General features: G+C 67.4%; 14 protein-coding genes and 1 pseudogene. 8 read left to right on the top strand and 7 right to left on the bottom strand.

The window, feature by feature from the left end; translation table 11 throughout:
- Positions 1 to 8: 8 nt before the first annotated feature.
- Both KUV38_RS03795 and dusA read left to right on the top strand, forming a co-directional pair.
- Positions 9 to 308: a PAAR domain-containing protein gene (locus KUV38_RS03795; RefSeq protein ID WP_222468771.1), complete on the top strand. Its 300-nt coding sequence runs from the start codon at positions 9 to 11 to the stop codon at positions 306 to 308.
- Positions 309 to 347: 39 nt separating this feature from the next.
- On the top strand, positions 348 to 1,355 hold the full coding sequence (gene dusA, locus KUV38_RS03790; RefSeq protein ID WP_222468770.1) for a tRNA dihydrouridine(20/20a) synthase DusA: 1,008 nt from the start codon (positions 348 to 350) through the stop codon (positions 1,353 to 1,355).
- Positions 1,356 to 1,572: 217 nt separating this feature from the next.
- Here dusA and KUV38_RS03785 read toward each other — a convergent pair whose 3' ends face one another.
- The 4 genes from KUV38_RS03785 to KUV38_RS03770 all read right to left on the bottom strand — a co-directional run bounded on the left by KUV38_RS03785 (position 1,573) and on the right by KUV38_RS03770 (position 8,287).
- Positions 1,573 to 3,975 carry a peptidoglycan DD-metalloendopeptidase family protein gene (locus KUV38_RS03785; RefSeq protein ID WP_222468769.1) on the bottom strand — a complete coding sequence of 801 codons (2,403 nt, stop codon included), beginning with the start codon at positions 3,973 to 3,975 and terminating at the stop codon, positions 1,573 to 1,575.
- 51 nt (positions 3,976 to 4,026) lie between these two features.
- A complete protein-coding gene (locus tag KUV38_RS03780; protein ID WP_222468768.1) occupies positions 4,027 to 5,601 on the bottom strand; it encodes a caspase domain-containing protein in 1,575 nt (524 codons plus the stop codon).
- 34 nt (positions 5,602 to 5,635) lie between these two features.
- Positions 5,636 to 7,714, bottom strand: a complete 2,079-nt coding sequence (locus tag KUV38_RS03775; protein ID WP_222468767.1) for a caspase family protein — start codon at positions 7,712 to 7,714, stop codon at positions 5,636 to 5,638.
- Between the two features lie 138 nt (positions 7,715 to 7,852).
- Positions 7,853 to 8,287 (bottom strand): DUF1036 domain-containing protein, encoded by a 435-nt coding sequence (locus tag KUV38_RS03770; protein ID WP_222468766.1) that lies wholly within the window; start codon positions 8,285 to 8,287, stop codon positions 7,853 to 7,855.
- Between the two features lie 112 nt (positions 8,288 to 8,399).
- Between KUV38_RS03770 and KUV38_RS03765 the strand changes: the two genes are divergently transcribed.
- From KUV38_RS03765 to KUV38_RS03740, 6 genes are all read left to right on the top strand, one after another.
- Positions 8,400 to 8,939, top strand: coding sequence for a hypothetical protein (locus KUV38_RS03765; RefSeq protein ID WP_222468765.1), 540 nt, complete (start codon positions 8,400 to 8,402; stop codon positions 8,937 to 8,939).
- Positions 8,940 to 9,142: 203 nt separating this feature from the next.
- Positions 9,143 to 9,574 carry a hypothetical protein gene (locus KUV38_RS03760; RefSeq protein WP_315898502.1) on the top strand — a complete coding sequence of 144 codons (432 nt, stop codon included), beginning with the start codon at positions 9,143 to 9,145 and terminating at the stop codon, positions 9,572 to 9,574.
- Between the two features lie 34 nt (positions 9,575 to 9,608).
- Positions 9,609 to 10,259, top strand: a complete 651-nt coding sequence (locus KUV38_RS03755) for a MotA/TolQ/ExbB proton channel family protein (protein ID WP_222468764.1) — start codon at positions 9,609 to 9,611, stop codon at positions 10,257 to 10,259.
- A 16-nt stretch (positions 10,260 to 10,275) separates the two neighbouring features.
- On the top strand, positions 10,276 to 10,818 hold the full coding sequence (locus tag KUV38_RS03750) for an ExbD/TolR family protein (protein WP_222468763.1): 543 nt from the start codon (positions 10,276 to 10,278) through the stop codon (positions 10,816 to 10,818).
- 52 nt (positions 10,819 to 10,870) lie between these two features.
- Positions 10,871 to 11,287 carry a biopolymer transporter ExbD gene (locus KUV38_RS03745; protein WP_222468762.1) on the top strand — a complete coding sequence of 139 codons (417 nt, stop codon included), beginning with the start codon at positions 10,871 to 10,873 and terminating at the stop codon, positions 11,285 to 11,287.
- The gene (locus KUV38_RS03740; protein ID WP_222468761.1) at positions 11,284 to 12,987 is read left to right on the top strand and encodes a hypothetical protein; all 1,704 of its coding nucleotides are present in this window, start codon (positions 11,284 to 11,286) and stop codon (positions 12,985 to 12,987) included. The genes KUV38_RS03745 and KUV38_RS03740 overlap by 4 nt, the downstream gene beginning before the upstream one ends.
- 64 nt (positions 12,988 to 13,051) lie before the next feature.
- Here KUV38_RS03740 and KUV38_RS03735 read toward each other — a convergent pair whose 3' ends face one another.
- The 3 genes and pseudogenes from KUV38_RS03735 to KUV38_RS03725 form a co-directional block, all read right to left on the bottom strand.
- Positions 13,052 to 14,587 (bottom strand): tripartite tricarboxylate transporter permease, encoded by a 1,536-nt coding sequence (locus tag KUV38_RS03735; RefSeq protein WP_222468760.1) that lies wholly within the window; start codon positions 14,585 to 14,587, stop codon positions 13,052 to 13,054.
- A 131-nt stretch (positions 14,588 to 14,718) separates the two neighbouring features.
- Positions 14,719 to 15,141: pseudogene (locus KUV38_RS03730) on the bottom strand (tripartite tricarboxylate transporter TctB family protein); the annotation flags it as partial.
- A 66-nt stretch (positions 15,142 to 15,207) separates the two neighbouring features.
- Positions 15,208 to 16,200, bottom strand: coding sequence for a Bug family tripartite tricarboxylate transporter substrate binding protein (locus KUV38_RS03725; protein ID WP_222468758.1), 993 nt, complete (start codon positions 16,198 to 16,200; stop codon positions 15,208 to 15,210).
- Between the last annotated feature and the right edge of the window lie 60 nt (positions 16,201 to 16,260).

Genomic DNA, 16,260 nt, shown 5'->3' with positions numbered 1-16,260 from the left:
CGCAGGCAATGCCAAAGGTCACACGGCTCGGCGATATCGGATCGGGCCACAGCTGCCACTTTCCGCCCAGCCCTGCGATCGGGGCCTCGCCCAATGTCTATGCCGAGGGCAAGGCGGTGGTGCGCAAGGGCGATGCCTATGTGCCCCACGCCTGCCCCACCTGCCCGCTCCCGCCGCACCCGCGCGCGCTCTCGGGCGGATCGGGCAGTGTGTATGTCAACGGCATCCCGGCAGGCCGTGTGGGCGATGCGATCTCCTGCGGCGGCGCGGCCGATGCCGGCGCGGCGGATGTGTCCTTCGGCGACTGACTGGCGCTGCCGGGCGCAGGGCGCTAGATACGGCCTGCCATGACGCCATCTGCCGAAACCACCCTTGAAGCTGCCCGCCTGTCCGTCGCCCCGATGATGGATTGGACAGATCGTCACTGCCGGTTCTTCCACCGGCAACTGACCGCGCGCACGCTGCTCTACACCGAGATGGTCACGGCGCCTGCGCTGGTGCGCGGCGGGGCGACCCACCTGCTGGAGTTCAACGCGGCCGAACACCCGGTGGCGGTGCAACTCGGCGGCTCGGAGCCTCAGGAGCTGGCCGAGGCCGCGCGGATGGCCGAGGCGGCGGGCTATGCCGAGGTGAACCTGAACATCGGCTGCCCCTCCGACCGGGTGAAATCGGGCTGCTTCGGCGCGGTGCTGATGAAATCGCCCGGGCTGGTGGCAGACTGCCTCACCGCGATGCGCGAGGCGGTCTCGGTGCCGGTGACCGCCAAGTGCCGTATCGGGGTGGATGAGCAGGAGCCGCGAGAGGTGCTGCCCGCCTTTCTGGCGATAATCGAGCGCACTGGCGTGACCCGCGTTACCATCCATGCGCGCAAGGCCTGGCTTCAGGGGCTCAGCCCGAAGGAGAACCGCGAGGTGCCACCGCTGGATTATCCGCTCGTGCACCAGATGCGCGCGGATTTCCCGGGGCTGCACGTCTCGATTAACGGCGGCATCACCTCGCTGGATGAGGCGCAGGAGCATCTCGGCACCGGCATGGATGGGGTGATGATTGGACGCGCCGCCTATCACGACCCCGGCCTGCTGCTCTTTGCCGATCAGCAGGTCTTTGGCGAAGCGCCAAGCGGCAAGACCCGCCGCGACGTGGTGGATGCCATGCGCCCCTACATCGCCGCCCACCTAGAAGCAGGCGGCAAGCTCGCCCAGATCACCCGGCACATGCTCGGCCTTTTCCAAGGCCGCCCCGGCGCCCGCGCGTGGCGACGCATCCTCTCGGAGCAGGCGCACCGCGAAGATGCGGGGCTCGAGGTGCTGGACCGGGCTCTGGATGCCCTGCCCGAGACCAGTCTCGCCGCTTGAGGGCGCACCAGAAGAGATTTGAGGCCTCCGGCGGGGATACTTGGAGCAAGAAAATGGACAATTTGAGCTAAGCTGTCCGCACCGCCTGTGAATTTTCTTGCTGCAAATATCCTACCCCGCCCGCGCAACCCGCGCTTCCGGTTCCCCATGGGTACAGGCCGAGCCACGGGCGGACAATAAAAGGAATGCGCCCGCAGGGCGCGCTATTTGGCAGCGGTCAGATGCGGGTCAGGAGAGCGCCGATTTCCTTGCGGTAGTCGGGCAGGCCTCCGGGTTCGCGGATGACCGGGGCGGAGGTGACCACCACGGCGCCCTTGCGGCCTGACATCTTCCTCTCGGCCCAGGATTTCACGTAACCCACGGTCTTGCCGGTGAGGAAGGGGTTCGCCCGGATCACACCAGCGCCCAGCACGTCGATCAGCAGCGCGTCGTCGGGATTGGAGAGCACAACCGCCGCGCCCTGCGCCCCGAGGAAGTGGCAGAGATAGAGCCGGCCCGCAGTGATGCCGTGGCCGCGCGCGCGCAGGTAGCTTTCGCCCTCCATCGCCAGCCGTTTCACCATCTCACGGCTGATCGTGGGATCGTTCCGCAGCGCCAGCAGTTCGGCGCGGCTGAGGGTGGAGGCAAGATCCGGGCGATAAGTCCGCATCATCCGGATCCAGGTGCTCTCGATGAACTGGCCGAGGCCAGTCGCAGTTGAAAGCGGGTTCTTCGCCGTGGCGTTGCCGCCGGATTCCACCCGGATGATCTGGTTCACCAGTTGCTCGACCGCGCCGGAGCCATCCGCCGTCATACCGCCTACGCCGCCCCCGCCGGAGGGCACGGAGGAGCCGAGCGGGTCGATCGCGGTGCCGCCGAGGTAGAGCTCGAAATGCAGATGCGGGCCGGTGGAGCGGCCGGTGGTGCCGACATAGCCCACCACATCGCCCGCGCTCACCCGCTGGCCCGGCTGGGAGCCGAACTTTGAGAGGTGGGCGTAGCGGGTTTCCATGCCGCCCGCGTGGGTGATCTTCAGCAGGTTGCCGTAGCCGCCGCCGGGGCCGGTGTAGCTGACCGTGCCGTCGAAGGCGGCGTAGATCGGCGTGCCGGTGGGCGCGGCCCAGTCGACGCCCTTGTGAACCCTCACGGTTTTCAAAATAGGGTGGTGGCGCGGACCGAAGCGCGAGGTCAGCACGCCCTTCACTGGGGTCACCATGCCGCTCACCAGCCCGCCGCCTCCGCCCGCCTTGGGCTTCAGGCCGAAACAGCCCATGTCGCCCTCGGCGTTGGTGGCGTAGACGAAACATTCGATATCCACCGAGTCGCCTTGGATCGAGATATAAAGGATGCGGCTGGAGCCATCGCCGCCCTCGTCGCCTTCACCGGGCGGGGCGTAGAGAAAGCGCATCTTGTCGCCGGGGTTGGCGAAGGCCGAGAGGTCGTGCTCCTTGCTCAAGAGCGCGATGGCCTCGCCCACGATCACCGAGGGGATGCCGTTGCGGATGGCGGCCGAGTAGAAGGCATCGAGCATCCGGTAGCGCTGCTCGGTCACCTCCTCGGCCTCGTCCTCGCCGGCATAGTCGAAGAGTTCGTCATCCACCCAAGGGTCGGAGCCCGGGCCCACGTCGCCCTCGTCGGTCAGGGCCAGCGTGCCGAAGTAGACCTCGTTGTCGTAGATCGACATTTGCCGGAAGGAGAGCGAGCCGCCGAGTTCGGGCTGGCCGCGCATGGCGACCACCTGCCCGGCCTTCACCCCCTCCATCTCGAAATACTCGCGCGCCGCCTCGGCAACCTTTTTGGCCTCGTTCTCGAAAAAACCGTTGTCGATCAGCAGGTCGTCGAGCGGGCGGTCGTGCTGGATTTTCACGAAGATGTCGCGGTCGAGCTTGGTGCGCAGGTCCTGCGGGCGGGTGTAGACGACGGAGGTGGTGTTTTCGATTGCCGTCTCGGTGAAGCCGGGCACGCCCTCCTCTTCATCGCCCACAGCCTCGCCCCAGCCGCCGGTGGCGTCGTCCAGCTCAGCCTCCTCGTAGCCCTCGGTCTCGGCGGCCTCGCCCAGGTCTTCGGCCACCTCCTCAGCGCCCTCGGCCTCCAGCGCCTCGGCCACCTCGCGGGCGTCTTCCGCATCCGCGGCCTCAGCCTGTTGGGGGGCGCTCTTTTGCAGTTGGAAGAAGGCGAAGTCTTCCTGGCTGGAGGGCAGCGTCGTGACGAAGCGGGCCTCGGTGGAGACCATCACGTCGCTCACCAGCAGCAGCTCGCCGCGCGGGGCGCGGGGGGTGCCGCGCAGGGTGGCGGGGGCCTCCAGCTTGCGCTTGGTTTCTTCGCCGTTCTCGGCAAAGCGGATGATCAGCGGGTCGCCCGCGAGGTCGACGAAGGCGGCGACAAAAGCAGAGGACGCGGCGGCGGTGTCTTCATCCGAGGAGATGGCGAAGCCCTCTTCGAGGTCTTCTTCGGCCACCTCGCCGCCGCCGGTGTTGAATGACCATTTGTCCCATGTGAACCACACACCGAGGCCCAGCAGGATCACAGGCACGAAGGCGACCAGCGCGATCAGCAGACGCCCGCGCCGGGCCGCCCGCTTGCGCCGTTTGGCGGCGCTGGCGGCTTGGGTGAAGCGCGGGTCTATCTGATCTTTCAGCACGGGGTCAGGATGGCAGGTTTCGGGTCCAGTTCAAGCGCCTCGCCGGGCGCATCAGCCGCCGATGGCACCGCGGGAGAGCCGGTTGATCTTGGCGGGCACCTTGGTGCCCCGGTCGGTGGTGGTGGGCTGGGTGCTGATCGTGCGGGTCGGGGTCTTGGGCTGTGTGCGGGGCGCGGGGGTGGCGGCCTTCTGGATCACCGTGCGCTTGCGGCCGGAGGATTTGGCGGCAACCCGGACCGGCGCGGCCACGACACCCTCGCAGACCACCCCCGGCTCGAGCGAAAGGCGGCGGAAGGCCAGCTCGGTCGGCTCGGCCTTGGCCTCTTCGGCGCTCACTTTGCCCTTGGCAGTGTAATAGCGCAGCAGCGAGATGCGGCTGACCCGGCCCCAAAGGCCATCATTGGCTGCGCGGTGGCATCCAACGCGGGTGAGTTCCTGTTGCACGCCGAGAGCAAGGTTCTCGGGCAGGTCGACGGCGGCCAGCTCCTCTTCAGAAGGGTCGCTGGGGTTGCGGGCAGCGGCGGCGGCCACCACGGCCTCGGCAGCGGCGACCCTGTCGGCGAGGCTCGGTGCTTCGCCCTCCTCTGACTCCTCACCCACCGAGCGTGTCTCGTCGAGCATGGCGACCTCTTCGCCCTCAGCGGTTCCGGTCTCTTCCACGTCGTCGATGGCGACGATCGGGTTGGGCGTGGCATCGGCCACCTCGACCGGCTCATCCTCGACCACGAGGATCTCGAGCGTCACCCCGTTGTCTGCCAGCGCGCCCACTACGTTGCGGATGCTCTCCTCGTCCAGCCCACCAATGGCGTCGAGGTCGGCCTCGGTGATCGTGGCACCCTGCTCCTCGACCGGGGCAAAATAGAACTGCGCACGCAGGCTGGATTGGTCCCACGGCACTTGAGTTTCGTGGGTGGCCTCGATCACCTCGCCGCGCACGACGATCATCAGGTCGGAGATCGAGATGCCCTTGGTCTCCATGTTCTTCAGCATGGCGAGGGTGAAGGGGCTGTTGGCGCCGATCCCGTCACGGGCGACGGCGCCAGGCTGGGTGGCGAAGGCCACGAAGCTGCCGGTGCCGGTATCGGGCTTGGCCAGCCCCTCGCCCGCCTCACTGCGCAGCGAGAGTGGCAGCGGGTTGTTGCGGCAAGCATCGAGAAAGAACAGCGACTGGCGGCCCGGCGCGGCGAGGCGGGCGACGATATCCTCGGAAAAATCCCATGTCTCACCGCGCAGCGCCTCGGGTGATTTCAGCCCGGCGTCGGCGGGCACCAGAAGGTTGCGCCCTTCCTGCTGGAAGGCGTGACCGGAGTAGTAGAACAGCACGGTCTCGGCATCTTCGGCGCTGGCGACGAAGGCATCGAGCACGGGGGCGAGCCGGTCTTTCGGGGCGTCGGTGATGAGGGTGACCTGAAAATCCAGCCGCTCCAGAGCCGAGGCGATGCCTTGCGCATCGTTCACCGGGTTGGCCAGCGGCTGAAGGTCGGAATAGGCGGCATTGCCGATCACCAGCGCCACCCGGCCCTCGGCCCAGAGCGGCCCCGCCACACCAAGAGCGAGCGCCGCAACTGCCAGCCCCGCGCGGCGGCGGGACAGGGCCCTCAGGCACACCCGGATCACAGTGAACATCGGCGCCCTCCCGGGTCGGCTACAGGGCCGGGCCTTAGCGGAACACGCCGGCCCGGAGCTTCTTGGTCACGGTCTTTTTGGTGCCGCCCGACTTGGTGCGGACGGTGGTGGTGTTGCCCTGAATGCGCTTTTTGCCGGTGCTCTTGGCGGCCGCCTTCGTCGGCGTGGCGGCCCGCTTGGTGGCGGCCGCGGTGCGGACCTTGGTGATCGCCTTTGAGGCTTTCTTCGAGGCCACCTGCTGCACGGCCTTACAGGCCACCTCGTCATCGGACTGCAGGCGGCGCAGCAGCGAGTTGGAGGGCTCGAGCTGATCGGAGGCGATCTTGCGGGCGGCGTAGTAGCGGAAGAGCGAGACGCGGCTGCCCTTGCCCCAGTCGCCGTCGATGTTCATCCGGTAGCAGCCGAGACGGCTCAGCTCTGTCTGCACGGCGGAGGCCAGCTCCTTGCCTGCCAGTTCCGGCGCGGCGGGGGCAACCCCGGCCTCGCGGGCGGCATCACTGTCGCGGTCGATCTCCTGACCGATCACGCGGCTGCGCGGCTCGGCGGTGGTGGGCTCCAGCGACCGGGTCGGGGCGAGGCCCGCGAGGATCACCGCCTCGCGCTCTTCGCCATCGGGGCCGATCACCTTGGTGCGGCTTGCGTTGGGATCGGGCGGCACGGCGCCTGCAACCTCGGTGCCGGTTACTTCGGCGCCGGTCACTTCTGTCCCGGTGACACGCTCGGCGCCTGCCACTTCGGTGCCTTCCACCTCGGACCCCGTGACGCGCTCGGCGCCTGCAACCTCGGTGCCTTGCACCTCGGAGCCGGTCACACGCTCTGCGCCCGCCACTTCGGTGCCGGTCACGCGCTCGGCGCCATTGGTGCCCTCGGCGCGCTCGGCCTCGTTGGAAGCCACCACGGTTTCGGCGCCGGTGGTGCTGCCGGCCTTCTCGCTTTCGCTTCCGGTCACCCGCTCGGGGGCCTGATCGCCGCCGATGATGACAACGGCGCTCTCGCCGCCGGCAGCGGTTTCGGCATCGTTGGAGGCTACGACCGTTTCACCGCTGGCCTTGTCCGGGGTTTCGACCGGGGTGTCCTCATCGGGCACATCGACGATGTCGACGATGGCCACGGCTTCGACGATCTCTTCGACCTCTTCCTCGACCTCTTCGATCACGATGTTCGTGCCCGAGTTGCCAAGGGCCGCGAGCAGGCGCTTGCGGGTTTCAGGATCGAGCGCGGCGATCAGCTCATAGTCGGCATCGGTCAGCTCGGCGGTCTTTTCGACCTGCGGGTTGAAGTAGAACTGGGCGCGCAGCGAGGACTGATCCCACGGCGTCTGGCGGCCGAAGGTCTCACTCTCCACGTCGTTGCGCACGCGGATCATAAGGTCGGAGACCGAGATGCCCGGCTCTTCGATGTGGTTCAGCAGCGCCTGGGTGAAGGGGGAGTTCTCCCCTGCCCCGTCTGAGGTGACGTTGTTGGGCTGGGTGGCGAAGGCCACGAAGGTACCGGAGCCCTTTTCCATCTGGGCCAGACCATCGGAGCCGCTGCGCAGGTTTTCCGGCAGCGGATTGTTGCGGCAGGCATCGAGGAAGATCAGCGTCTGGCGGTTCTTGGCTGCGAGGCGCTTCACGATCTCGTCGAGCCGCCATGTCTCGTTCTCGATGGCTTCCTTGGAGGCCAGCGTGGCATCGGTCGGCACGAGGTAGTTGGCGCCGCTGAGCTGGAAGGCGTGGCCGGAGAAGAAGAACATCGCGCTCTCCGCGCCCTCGGCGGAGTCGGCAAAACTGTCGAGCCGCGACCAGAAATCGGCCTCGGAGGCATCGGTCAGCAGGGTGACCTCGAAATCGAGCCGCTCCAGCGCGGCGGCCAGATCGCTGGCGTCATTGGTGGCGTTCTTCAGGGCATAGACGTTGTCATAGGCCGCGTTGCCCACCACCAGCGCCACGCGCTTGGCTTCGGCGGTGAGAGTGGCGGCGGTGACGAAGATCAGCGCCAGAGGTGCGCTGCGGGCTGCCCGGCCAAGCCCGGCCCTGCGGGCCGCACCACCGACGAGTGCAGACGCCGAGCGCAGCCCCGTGCCTGCACGTGCGATCCTGTGGGAAAAGCTCTTGGGGTCGGGCAGTGTCACCATTGTCTCCGCCAATCATCTCTGGGTCAAAAAAACTTGCGCTTCACTCTACCCGATAGGGGTCTTCAATGCGACCCTAGGCAGATCAAATCTTTATCTTCAACTAGATGTGATTGAACCAATCGCGATTCAACCCCGTCAGCCGCCGCCCCGGGGTGTGATGAAGAGGGTCCAGCGCACCGTGGCCTGTGTGTCGACCTCGTGAAACATCGCCGCGCGGTGCCCGCGCTCCCAGCAATTCTCGATCCCTTCGATCTCGAAGGCCTTGGCGCCGATGCACATGGAAACGCTGCCATCGAGGATCGGCTGGCCGAAAACATCGGTCGCGTAGACGTAGATATACCGGTTGGTCAGCTCCTGCTTGATGACGTTCGCGCACTGGTTCGTGCCGATCGTCCACCACCCTTCGGTGCTGAACTGGCCGTCAACCAGTTGCGCAATCGCCACGTTAATCACATCAAAACTCTGGTTGCAGACGGCAAATTCAGCTTCTGCGGGCGCGGCGGATATGGTGCCTGCAACCAGCGCAAGGCCAGCAAAACAAGCGTTTTTTAAAGAAACTCGGGAAGCCATGGGGCGACTTAAACCGCTTTTGATCCGGTGGGCAAGAAATCGCCATCTTTCAGCCGCACATTGAAAACAATCGCGTTACAGGGTAGTGTGGACACAACGCTGGAGAGAGACCATGACTGCAAAGTTCGCAAAGCCGTTGGTGGCTGTGACCGCCATGTCACTGGCTCTTGCCGCCCCCGCATCCGCGCAGATCGCCAAATTCCACTTTATCGCACCCGCGGTGCCCGGACTGGTGAAGCTGGACCAGATCAACTCGACCGAGAATGCGCTGGCCGAATTTGTCGGCGCGACCTCCTCGATGTCGAAGGAAGGCGCGGCTTCTCTGGAAGAGATGCGGAGCGCCGAAGACATCAGCGCCACCGCCAGCCAGGAAATCGACAGTGGCGCCAACGGCAATGACGGGCCGGGGCGCGGCCAGGAGAATGCCGGTGTCTCCACGGGTGGCAACGACGACGGTGGCAGAACCAACCTGCCGAAGCCCGTCTCGCGCCCCGAGGTTGTTGCGGCTGCAGATGACGATCGCGCCGCCTTCCCGGTGACCGGTCGCCCGACGACCGAGCGGCAGGTGATCGTGCGTACCCGCACCAAGTCCCCGCGCGGTGGCTCCAAGATCAAGGCCGGCTCGATGTGGAGCGTCGGCCAGTTCCGCTGATCCACTGACCCGGTAGAATTTCAAGGCCCGGTGGTGCTTGCGCCCGCCGGGCCTTTTGCTTTTGTCGCCCCCCGGTTTTGCGGCCCCTCCCCGGCCATCTGCCCCGCCTCGCGCGATTTTTCAAAGCGGGGGCTTTGCGGCAGTGCGGGCCGCGTGTTAGCAATTTGTCCATAAGAACTCATCGCAACGGGGGGAGGCGCGACGTGCCTGTTCTGAAAACACTTTCTACCACGCTTCTCGCATCGGCCATGGCCGTCGGCACGGCCATTCCGGCCTTTGCCCAGGCGGGCAACTTCGGCCTCGAACTGAACGCCGCCCGTGATGTGGGCGAGGGCTGCCGGCTGACCTATGTGGCCACCAACAACACCGGCGAGGGCCTCGACAAGGCCAGCTACGAGGTGGCCGTCTTCGATCAGGATGGCGTTGTCTCGCGGCTGCTGATCCTCGAGTTCGGCCAGCTTCAGGCCGACAAGACCAAGGTCGTGCAGTTCGATCTGGCGGACATGCCCTGCTCGAACATCTCGCGCCTGCTGGTCAACTCGGTGAGCGAATGCGTGGGCACCGGCGACGCCGCGCCCGACTGCATGGCCGGGCTCACCACCTCGTCGCGCGCAGAAATCCAGTTCGGGCTCTGAGCAAAGGCTCGGTGCCCGGCAACGGGAGTAACGGATGGACGCCTATTTGCCCGCCGGGCTGAGCGGCTACGCATGGGCGATTCTGGCGGTGCTGGCGGGGGCCTCCCTGCTGGCGCTGACGGTCGCGCTCTTCAAGATCTTCCAGTTCATGCGCCTCGGCGTCGGGCGGCGCAGGCTGCCCGGCCAGATCGTGGAGAAATACCTGCGCGGCGATGGTGATGGCGCACTGGCGATTGCCGACAAGCGCAACACCTCCGCCGTGCGCGTGCTCTTTGCCGCGCTCTCCGCCCTGCGGCAAAACCCCGGTGACCGTGACTTCGCCCGCGAGCTGGCCACCCAGACCGCGCTTGACGAGCTGGCTCTGATGGGGCGGCGGATGAACGCGCTGGAGGCCGTGGTCCAGGCCGCGCCGATGCTCGGCCTGCTTGGCACCGTGGTGGGCATGATCGAGGCCTTCGGGCGGCTCGCCCAGGCCGAGGGCGCGGTGGACCCGAGCGTGCTCGCGGGCGGCATCTGGACCGCGCTGATCACCACTGCCGTGGGCCTTGCCATCGCGATCTTCTTCTATTTCGTCTCGCTCTGGCTCGAAGGCCGCATCGCCCGCGAGCGCGAGTCTCTGGAGCGACTGATATCGACCGTGCTGCACGGGCGGGTGGAGACCCGTCCGGGCAAGACGATCGTCTGATCGGGCGGGCGCGCCGATGTCTGGCAAGACGGTAATCGGCGGCCAAATGCCCCATGCTACCGGGCTCTCGGGCGGGGCCGGGCATACGGTCATCGGCGCGGCGATGCCGACAAGCGGCACTCGCCCAGGCGATGTGTACCTGCCCGACCCGCGCGGCGACCGGAAGGCGCCCTTTGCCCTCACGCCACTGGCCGATGTGATGTTCCAGCTGCTGATCTTCTTCATGCTCAGCACATCTCTCGCGCCCTATTCGCTGATCACCCTCGGCACCCCCGCCGCGCCCACGGGCCAGAGCTCGGCGGAACCCGAGGCGGCGGGCGGCGGGGCGCAGAGCATCGTGATCTGGCACATTGGGCGGGGCGAGCTGCGGGCCGGTTCCGCCGTGCTGCCGCTCGATGCGTTGCCGCAGGTGATCCCGGCGTTGAAGGACAAGGGACTGGAGGAGATCCTGCTGTTCACCACGCCGGTCGCCACCACGCAGGATGTGGCCACGGTGATCGAGGCGATCCGCGTGGGCGAGGTCGCCAAGCTGCGGCTGATCGGGAAGCCGGGGCTGTGAGGGGCGCGCACGCTCATCCGCGCTTTGATGCCTCCTCGCGGGGAGGTGCCTGATGCTCGCCTCCAAGCTCGCCGCCCAACGCCACCGCCGCCGTCCCGACTTTGGCCTCGCGCAGGTCAACATCGTGCTGCTGCTGGTGCTGTTCTTCCTCGTGGTCGGCACCATCGTCGAGACCGATGAACTGGCCGTGGACCTCTCGGAAACCACCGATCTGCCGCTGGAGCGCCTGCCACGCCCGCTGCTGCTGATCGACGGTGAAGGCAACTGGGCGCTCGACGGTGCCGCGATGGCGGAGGCCAATGTGGTCGAGGCGCTCCGCATCCCGCCGCCCGAAGGCCAGCCCAATGCGGTTTACATCCTCGCCCCGCGCGACATGCCCGCCGACAGGCTGCTGCGCACCATGCAGGTGCTGCTGCCCGCGGGCCGCACGGTGAAACTGGTGACGCTGAAGGCAGGGGGCGAGGAATGAGCAGCGCCGCCACCTCCGGCCCGGTGCAATATATCGAGCCGCGCACCCAGACAGAGATCATCCTTTGGCTCGCCGCCCTGCTGCTCGCCGTCACCGCTCACCTGGCGGCACTGACATGGGCGCGGGAGCAGATCCCCGAGTTGGAAGACGAGCCTGTGGTGGAAACCGAGGTGACGGTGGAGATGATCGAGATGGCCACGCAGGCGGCCCAACCCACGGTGGCCGAGGCGGAGGCTGTGGCGGCTGCCGAGACCCCTGCCCCGCCCGAGCCCGCTGCCCCCGTTGCGGAGGCCGAGCGCGCCGAGCCGGTGGCCGAGCCTGCAGCCACCGCCGCCCCGGCGGAGCGGGTGGAGGCCACGCCCGCACCCTCCGAAGCAAACACCCCCGCGCCCGCCGCCGCCGAGCCGGTGAGCGAGGGGGTCACGCGGATCACCGGCGCGCAGGTGGCCGCAGAGTCCGGCGCTGCCCCGGCGGAGCGGGCAGAAGCGGCGCAGCCCGCCCGCGCCGAAGAGGTGCGGGAGGCCCGCGAGGCCACGCCCGCCCGGATCACCGCCGCCCCCGTGGTGGCCGACGAGGTAAGCCGGGCCGAGGTCGCCAGCGCAGAGCGCCCGCCCGAAGAGGTGCCAGAGACCACCACCGCGCGGGTGGCGGAGGACCGGGTCGTGGCCGGGCAGGACGAGGGCCGCGAGCGGCTCAGGAGCGAAGCCGAGGTGGAGGCGCAGGAGGCGGTGCGCGAGACCGGCGAGGTGCAGGTCGCCGCCGCGCGGGAGCCTGCGCCCGAGCCGTCGCTCGAACCCTCCGAGGCGCCAATCGCCGATACAGTCGCCGCCGCCACGCCGCCCGCCCCCGAGGTGCCAAGAGCATCGGAGCGTGTGGCTGCCCGCCCCGTGATCCCCGAGGGGATGGTGCCCGAGCGCGTGGCCCCCGTGGCCACGCCCGCACCGGTGGTCGAAGAGGAGCCGGAGGAAGCGGCCGCCGCGCCGCGCCCCGAACGGGAGAGCGAACTGCCCGGCCCCGGCACGACAGGCGGACTCGCCGCCCCCGCGCCCGAGAGCGACATCTCAGAAGCCGACCGCACCCGCTACACCGCGATCCTCGATTACCTGAAAACCTACGATGGCGGGGCCTGCTTTGCCGCCCTGCCCGCGCTGGGGGAAGAAACCGCCCAGCTCACGCTCGATGCCTTCGGCCCGACCAGCGCCTCGCTCGATGGCTTCCGCGCCGGGCTGGAGGCTGAGACGGGCGAGATCCCGAACACGTTTCTCAAACCGGTGAGCGAGGCCCAGTGCGCCACCCTTACCTTCATCCGCGATGCCAGCGCCTACCCGGCGTTCAACCTCTATTTCGACATGGAAGAGCGGGTGATCGCCTCGGGCGACTACCTGGAGGGGCGCATCCTCAACGTCTCGGGCCAGGTGGTGCACTTCCTGCTGATCGACGACGAAGGCACGGTGCAGGCGCTGGACGGCTTCCTGCAATTCACCCGGCAAGGCGCGAGTTTCTCGATCCCGATGAACCTCACCGCCGGCCCGGTCGTGACCCAGCAGCTCCTGCTCGCCGTCGGCACGCCCGCACGGCTTGATGTGGTGAAAGAGCAGAACGGCACCGAAGCCACCGCCTTCTTTGCCGCCCTCACAAAAGAACTAGAGGCCCGGGGGATCTCCCCGGACCTCTCGATGGTCGCCTTCTCGGTGGAGTGAGGCAGCCCCGGTCCTGCTTTGGTGAACCCGGAGCTGACCTTCCCCCGCCGCGCAGGACCGCGCGTCAGTCGCTCAGCGAGCCTTCCTCGTCCCGGCGCTGCATCCGGGCCTTCACCACTTTGCCGACGAAGACCGGCAGGATGAAGCCTGCGATGGCGATCGCCCAGAGAGTGATGGCAAGCGGGCTGTCTACCAGCGTCCACCAGTTGCCGTTGTCGATGGTCACCGCGCGGCGCAGGTTGTTCTCCATCGTGTTGCCCAAGAGCGTGCCAAGGATCACCGGAACCAGCGGCACGTCGAGCTTGCGCAGGATCCACCCGGCAAGACCGAAGGCGATCATCACCAGCAGGTCGAAGGACGAGCCCGAGATGCCGTAGATGCCGACGAAGCTCACCATCGCCACCACCGGCATCAGGATGCGCGGCGGGATCAGCAGGACGCGGGTGAAGAGGCCCACCATCGGGATGTTCATCGCCAGCAGCATCAGGTTGCCGATGAAGAGCGCCGCGATCAGGCCCCAAACCACATCGGGGTTGTTCTGGAACAGCAGCGGGCCGGGGGTGATGTTGAGCGATAGCAGCACGGCCAGCAGCACCGCGGTGGTACCGGAGCCGGGCACGCCGAGCGCCAGCATGGGCACCAGCGCGCCACCGGCAGCGGCGTTGTTGCCCGCCTCGGGAGCGGCCACGCCGCGCGGGTCGCCGGTGCCGAAGGTGCCCTCTTTGTCCACCAGCTTCTTCTCCATCGAGTAGCTGATGAAGCTGCCGAGCGAGGCCCCTGCCCCGGGCAGAACGCCCGCGACGAAGCCGAGGAAGGAGGTGCGCAGCATGGTCGGGATGGTCTTGATGACCATCGGCATGGGCGGCACGATGCGGCCCACCTTCACCTTGCTCTCCTCCGCATCGGCAGAACCGTGGCGGTGCTCGAGGAAGACGAACACCTCCGACAGGGCGAAGAGCCCGACGATGGCGACGAGGAAGTCCAGCCCGTCATAGAGGTGGACTTCGCCAAAGGTCAGGCGCGGCACGCCGGTTTGCGTATCAACCCCGATCATGGCGAGGCCGAGGCCCAGCATGGCGGCGAAGGCCGATTTGGCCTGGTTGGTCGAGGAGACGCCGCCGAGCGTGGCGAAGGCCAGCGCGAAGAGGGCGAAGTATTCGGCCGGGCCGAAGAGCAGCGCCAGCTTCACCAGCTGGGGCGCCAGCAGGATCAGGCCCCAAGTGGCGAGGAACGCCCCGACGAAGGAGGCGATGCCCGAGAGCGCCAGCGCCTCGCCCGCCATGCCCTTGCGGGCCATCGGGTAGCCGTCGAGACAGGTCATCATCGCAGGCTCGTCGCCCGGAATGTTGAGCAGGATCGAGCTGATCCGCCCGCCATACATTGCGCCGTAATAGACGGCGGTGAGCAGGATGAGCGACGAGGTCGCATCCAGCCCGAGGGTGAAGGCCAGCGGGATCAGGATGGCCACGCCGTTCGACGGGCCGAGGCCCGGCAGCGCGCCCATGATGGTGCCAAGGAAGCAGCCCAGCAGCGCGAGGCCGAGGTTCTGCCATGTCAGAGCGATTTCAAAACCGCCGTAGAGGTTTGCCCAGAGATCCATTGTCAGTCTCCCGCGCCAGTCGCGCCGGTTGCTTCGGGCGCGGCCTCTTCGGCCCCGCTGCCACCGAACATTTCAAAGAAGGCTCCGATGGCCCCGAGCACCGGGTCCACCACCGCGTCGACATAGGCGTCGAGCGGGCCGCGGGCGAGCGAGAGGCCCAGAACCGCGTGGAAGATGATGTAGATGACCAGCGCCGTCAGCGCGCCGATCACGACCGACTGCACCACCGGCGAGCCAAGCCGCCATGTCAGGTACATGGCCGCCAATGCGGTTGCGATGATGAAGCCCGCTTCGGGCAGAAACTGGGCGTAGAGGATCATCACCACCGCTGCCGCGCCGATCTCGGCGAGCCGGGCCAGCGGGGGCCAGACCGGCTCGGGATCGGGGCGCAGGGCGATGACCGCCGAGGACAGACCCAGAATGATTGCAATGATCACCGGAAAGGCCTTTGGCCCCACGGCATCGCTCAGAAAGCTCTCTTCGGTTTGCAGCGCGGCCCAGGCGTAGAACACCGCCAGCAGCACGCCGAAACCACCGAATATACGGTCGCTCATGGCCCGTCCCCCAAAGTAGGAAAAAGCGGGCGGCAGACCGGAGCCTGCCGCCCACCTGTGGTGGATTTATTTGATGATGCCGATTTCCTTGGAGATCGACTGGATCTGGGCCACCGAGTCAGACACGAAGTTCTGGAAGTCGGCGCCCTGAAGGTCGAGCGGAGCCAGGCCGTTGGCGGCCATGATCTCTTTCCACTCGTCGGAGGCGTAGAGGTCGGCGATCTTGCTGACCCATGCGTCATAGGCCTCGTCGCTCATGCCGGCGGGGGCATAGAAGCCGCGCCAATTGGCACCGATAGCGTCCACGCCCTGCTCCTTGGCGGTGGGCATCTCGGAGAACTCGCCACCGAGGCGCTCGGGCGCCAGAACCGCGATCACCTTGATGTCGCCGCTGTCAACGAAGCCTTTGGCTTCGGAGATGTCACCGGTGAAGGCCTGCACGGAGCCGGCCAGCAGCTGGGTCACGGCCTCGCCGCCGCCGTCGAAGGCGATGTACTTGACCGAGCGGACATCTTCGATGCCATAGGCGTTGGCCGCGATCAGCACCTTCAGGTGGTCCCAGCCGCCCACGGCGGAGCCGCCCGCCACGGAGATCGAGGCCGGGTCGGATTTGATGGCGTCGAGCAGCGCGGGCAGCGTGGTGATCTCGCTGTCCGCAGCCACGGCGATCACGCCGTAGTCGGCACCGATGGAGGCGAGCCAGCGGACCTGGTCCATGGTGTTGCCCGGATAGGCGCCCTGCGCGAGGCGGGTCGCGGTGGCCGACGAGGCGGCAACGATCAGGTCGTTGTCATCGCCGCGCTTGTTGACGACTTCGGCAAAGGCCACGCCACCGCCGCCACCGGCGAGGTTGACGACCTGCATGGTCTTTTCGATCAGGCCCTGATCCTGAAGCGACTTGCCCACCTGACGGCAGGTGAAGTCCCAGCCGCCGCCCGGGTTTGCGGGGGCGATGCACTCGGGGTTCTCGGGGCTGAAGCCGTGGCTCTCTGCATGGGCGGTGCCGGCAAGGCCAAGGGCCGCAACGGCCATGGCCGCACGGATGATAGACGTTTTCATAAGAGTCCTCCTCACGTCGTGACCGGCGCACTCCCACGCGCCGGATGATGCCCCGCAAGG

It is taken from the genome of Vannielia litorea (genome assembly GCF_019801175.1).
Lineage (GTDB): Bacteria > Pseudomonadota > Alphaproteobacteria > Rhodobacterales > Rhodobacteraceae > Vannielia > Vannielia litorea_B.
Note: the sequence above shows the minus strand (reverse complement) of the source record. Positions and strands in the feature narration are given on the sequence as shown.

Bases quoted from the DNA above. Each gene is read 5' to 3' on its own strand.
- KUV38_RS03725 (WP_222468758.1), bottom strand. From the start codon at position 16,200: ATGAAAACGTCTATCATCCGTGCGGCCATGGCCGTTGCGGCCCTTGGC.
- KUV38_RS03745 (WP_222468762.1), top strand. From the start codon at position 10,871: ATGCTCGCCTCCAAGCTCGCCGCCCAACGCCACCGCCGCCGTCCCGAC.
- KUV38_RS03740 (WP_222468761.1), top strand. From the start codon at position 11,284: ATGAGCAGCGCCGCCACCTCCGGCCCGGTGCAATATATCGAGCCGCGC.
- KUV38_RS03770 (WP_222468766.1), bottom strand. From the start codon at position 8,287: ATGGCTTCCCGAGTTTCTTTAAAAAACGCTTGTTTTGCTGGCCTTGCG.
- KUV38_RS03755 (WP_222468764.1), top strand. From the start codon at position 9,609: ATGGACGCCTATTTGCCCGCCGGGCTGAGCGGCTACGCATGGGCGATT.
- KUV38_RS03780 (WP_222468768.1), bottom strand. From the start codon at position 5,601: ATGTTCACTGTGATCCGGGTGTGCCTGAGGGCCCTGTCCCGCCGCCGC.
- dusA (WP_222468770.1), top strand. From the start codon at position 348: ATGACGCCATCTGCCGAAACCACCCTTGAAGCTGCCCGCCTGTCCGTC.
- KUV38_RS03735 (WP_222468760.1), bottom strand. From the start codon at position 14,587: ATGGATCTCTGGGCAAACCTCTACGGCGGTTTTGAAATCGCTCTGACA.
- KUV38_RS03795 (WP_222468771.1), top strand. From the start codon at position 9: ATGCCAAAGGTCACACGGCTCGGCGATATCGGATCGGGCCACAGCTGC.
- KUV38_RS03750 (WP_222468763.1), top strand. From the start codon at position 10,276: ATGTCTGGCAAGACGGTAATCGGCGGCCAAATGCCCCATGCTACCGGG.
- KUV38_RS03765 (WP_222468765.1), top strand. From the start codon at position 8,400: ATGACTGCAAAGTTCGCAAAGCCGTTGGTGGCTGTGACCGCCATGTCA.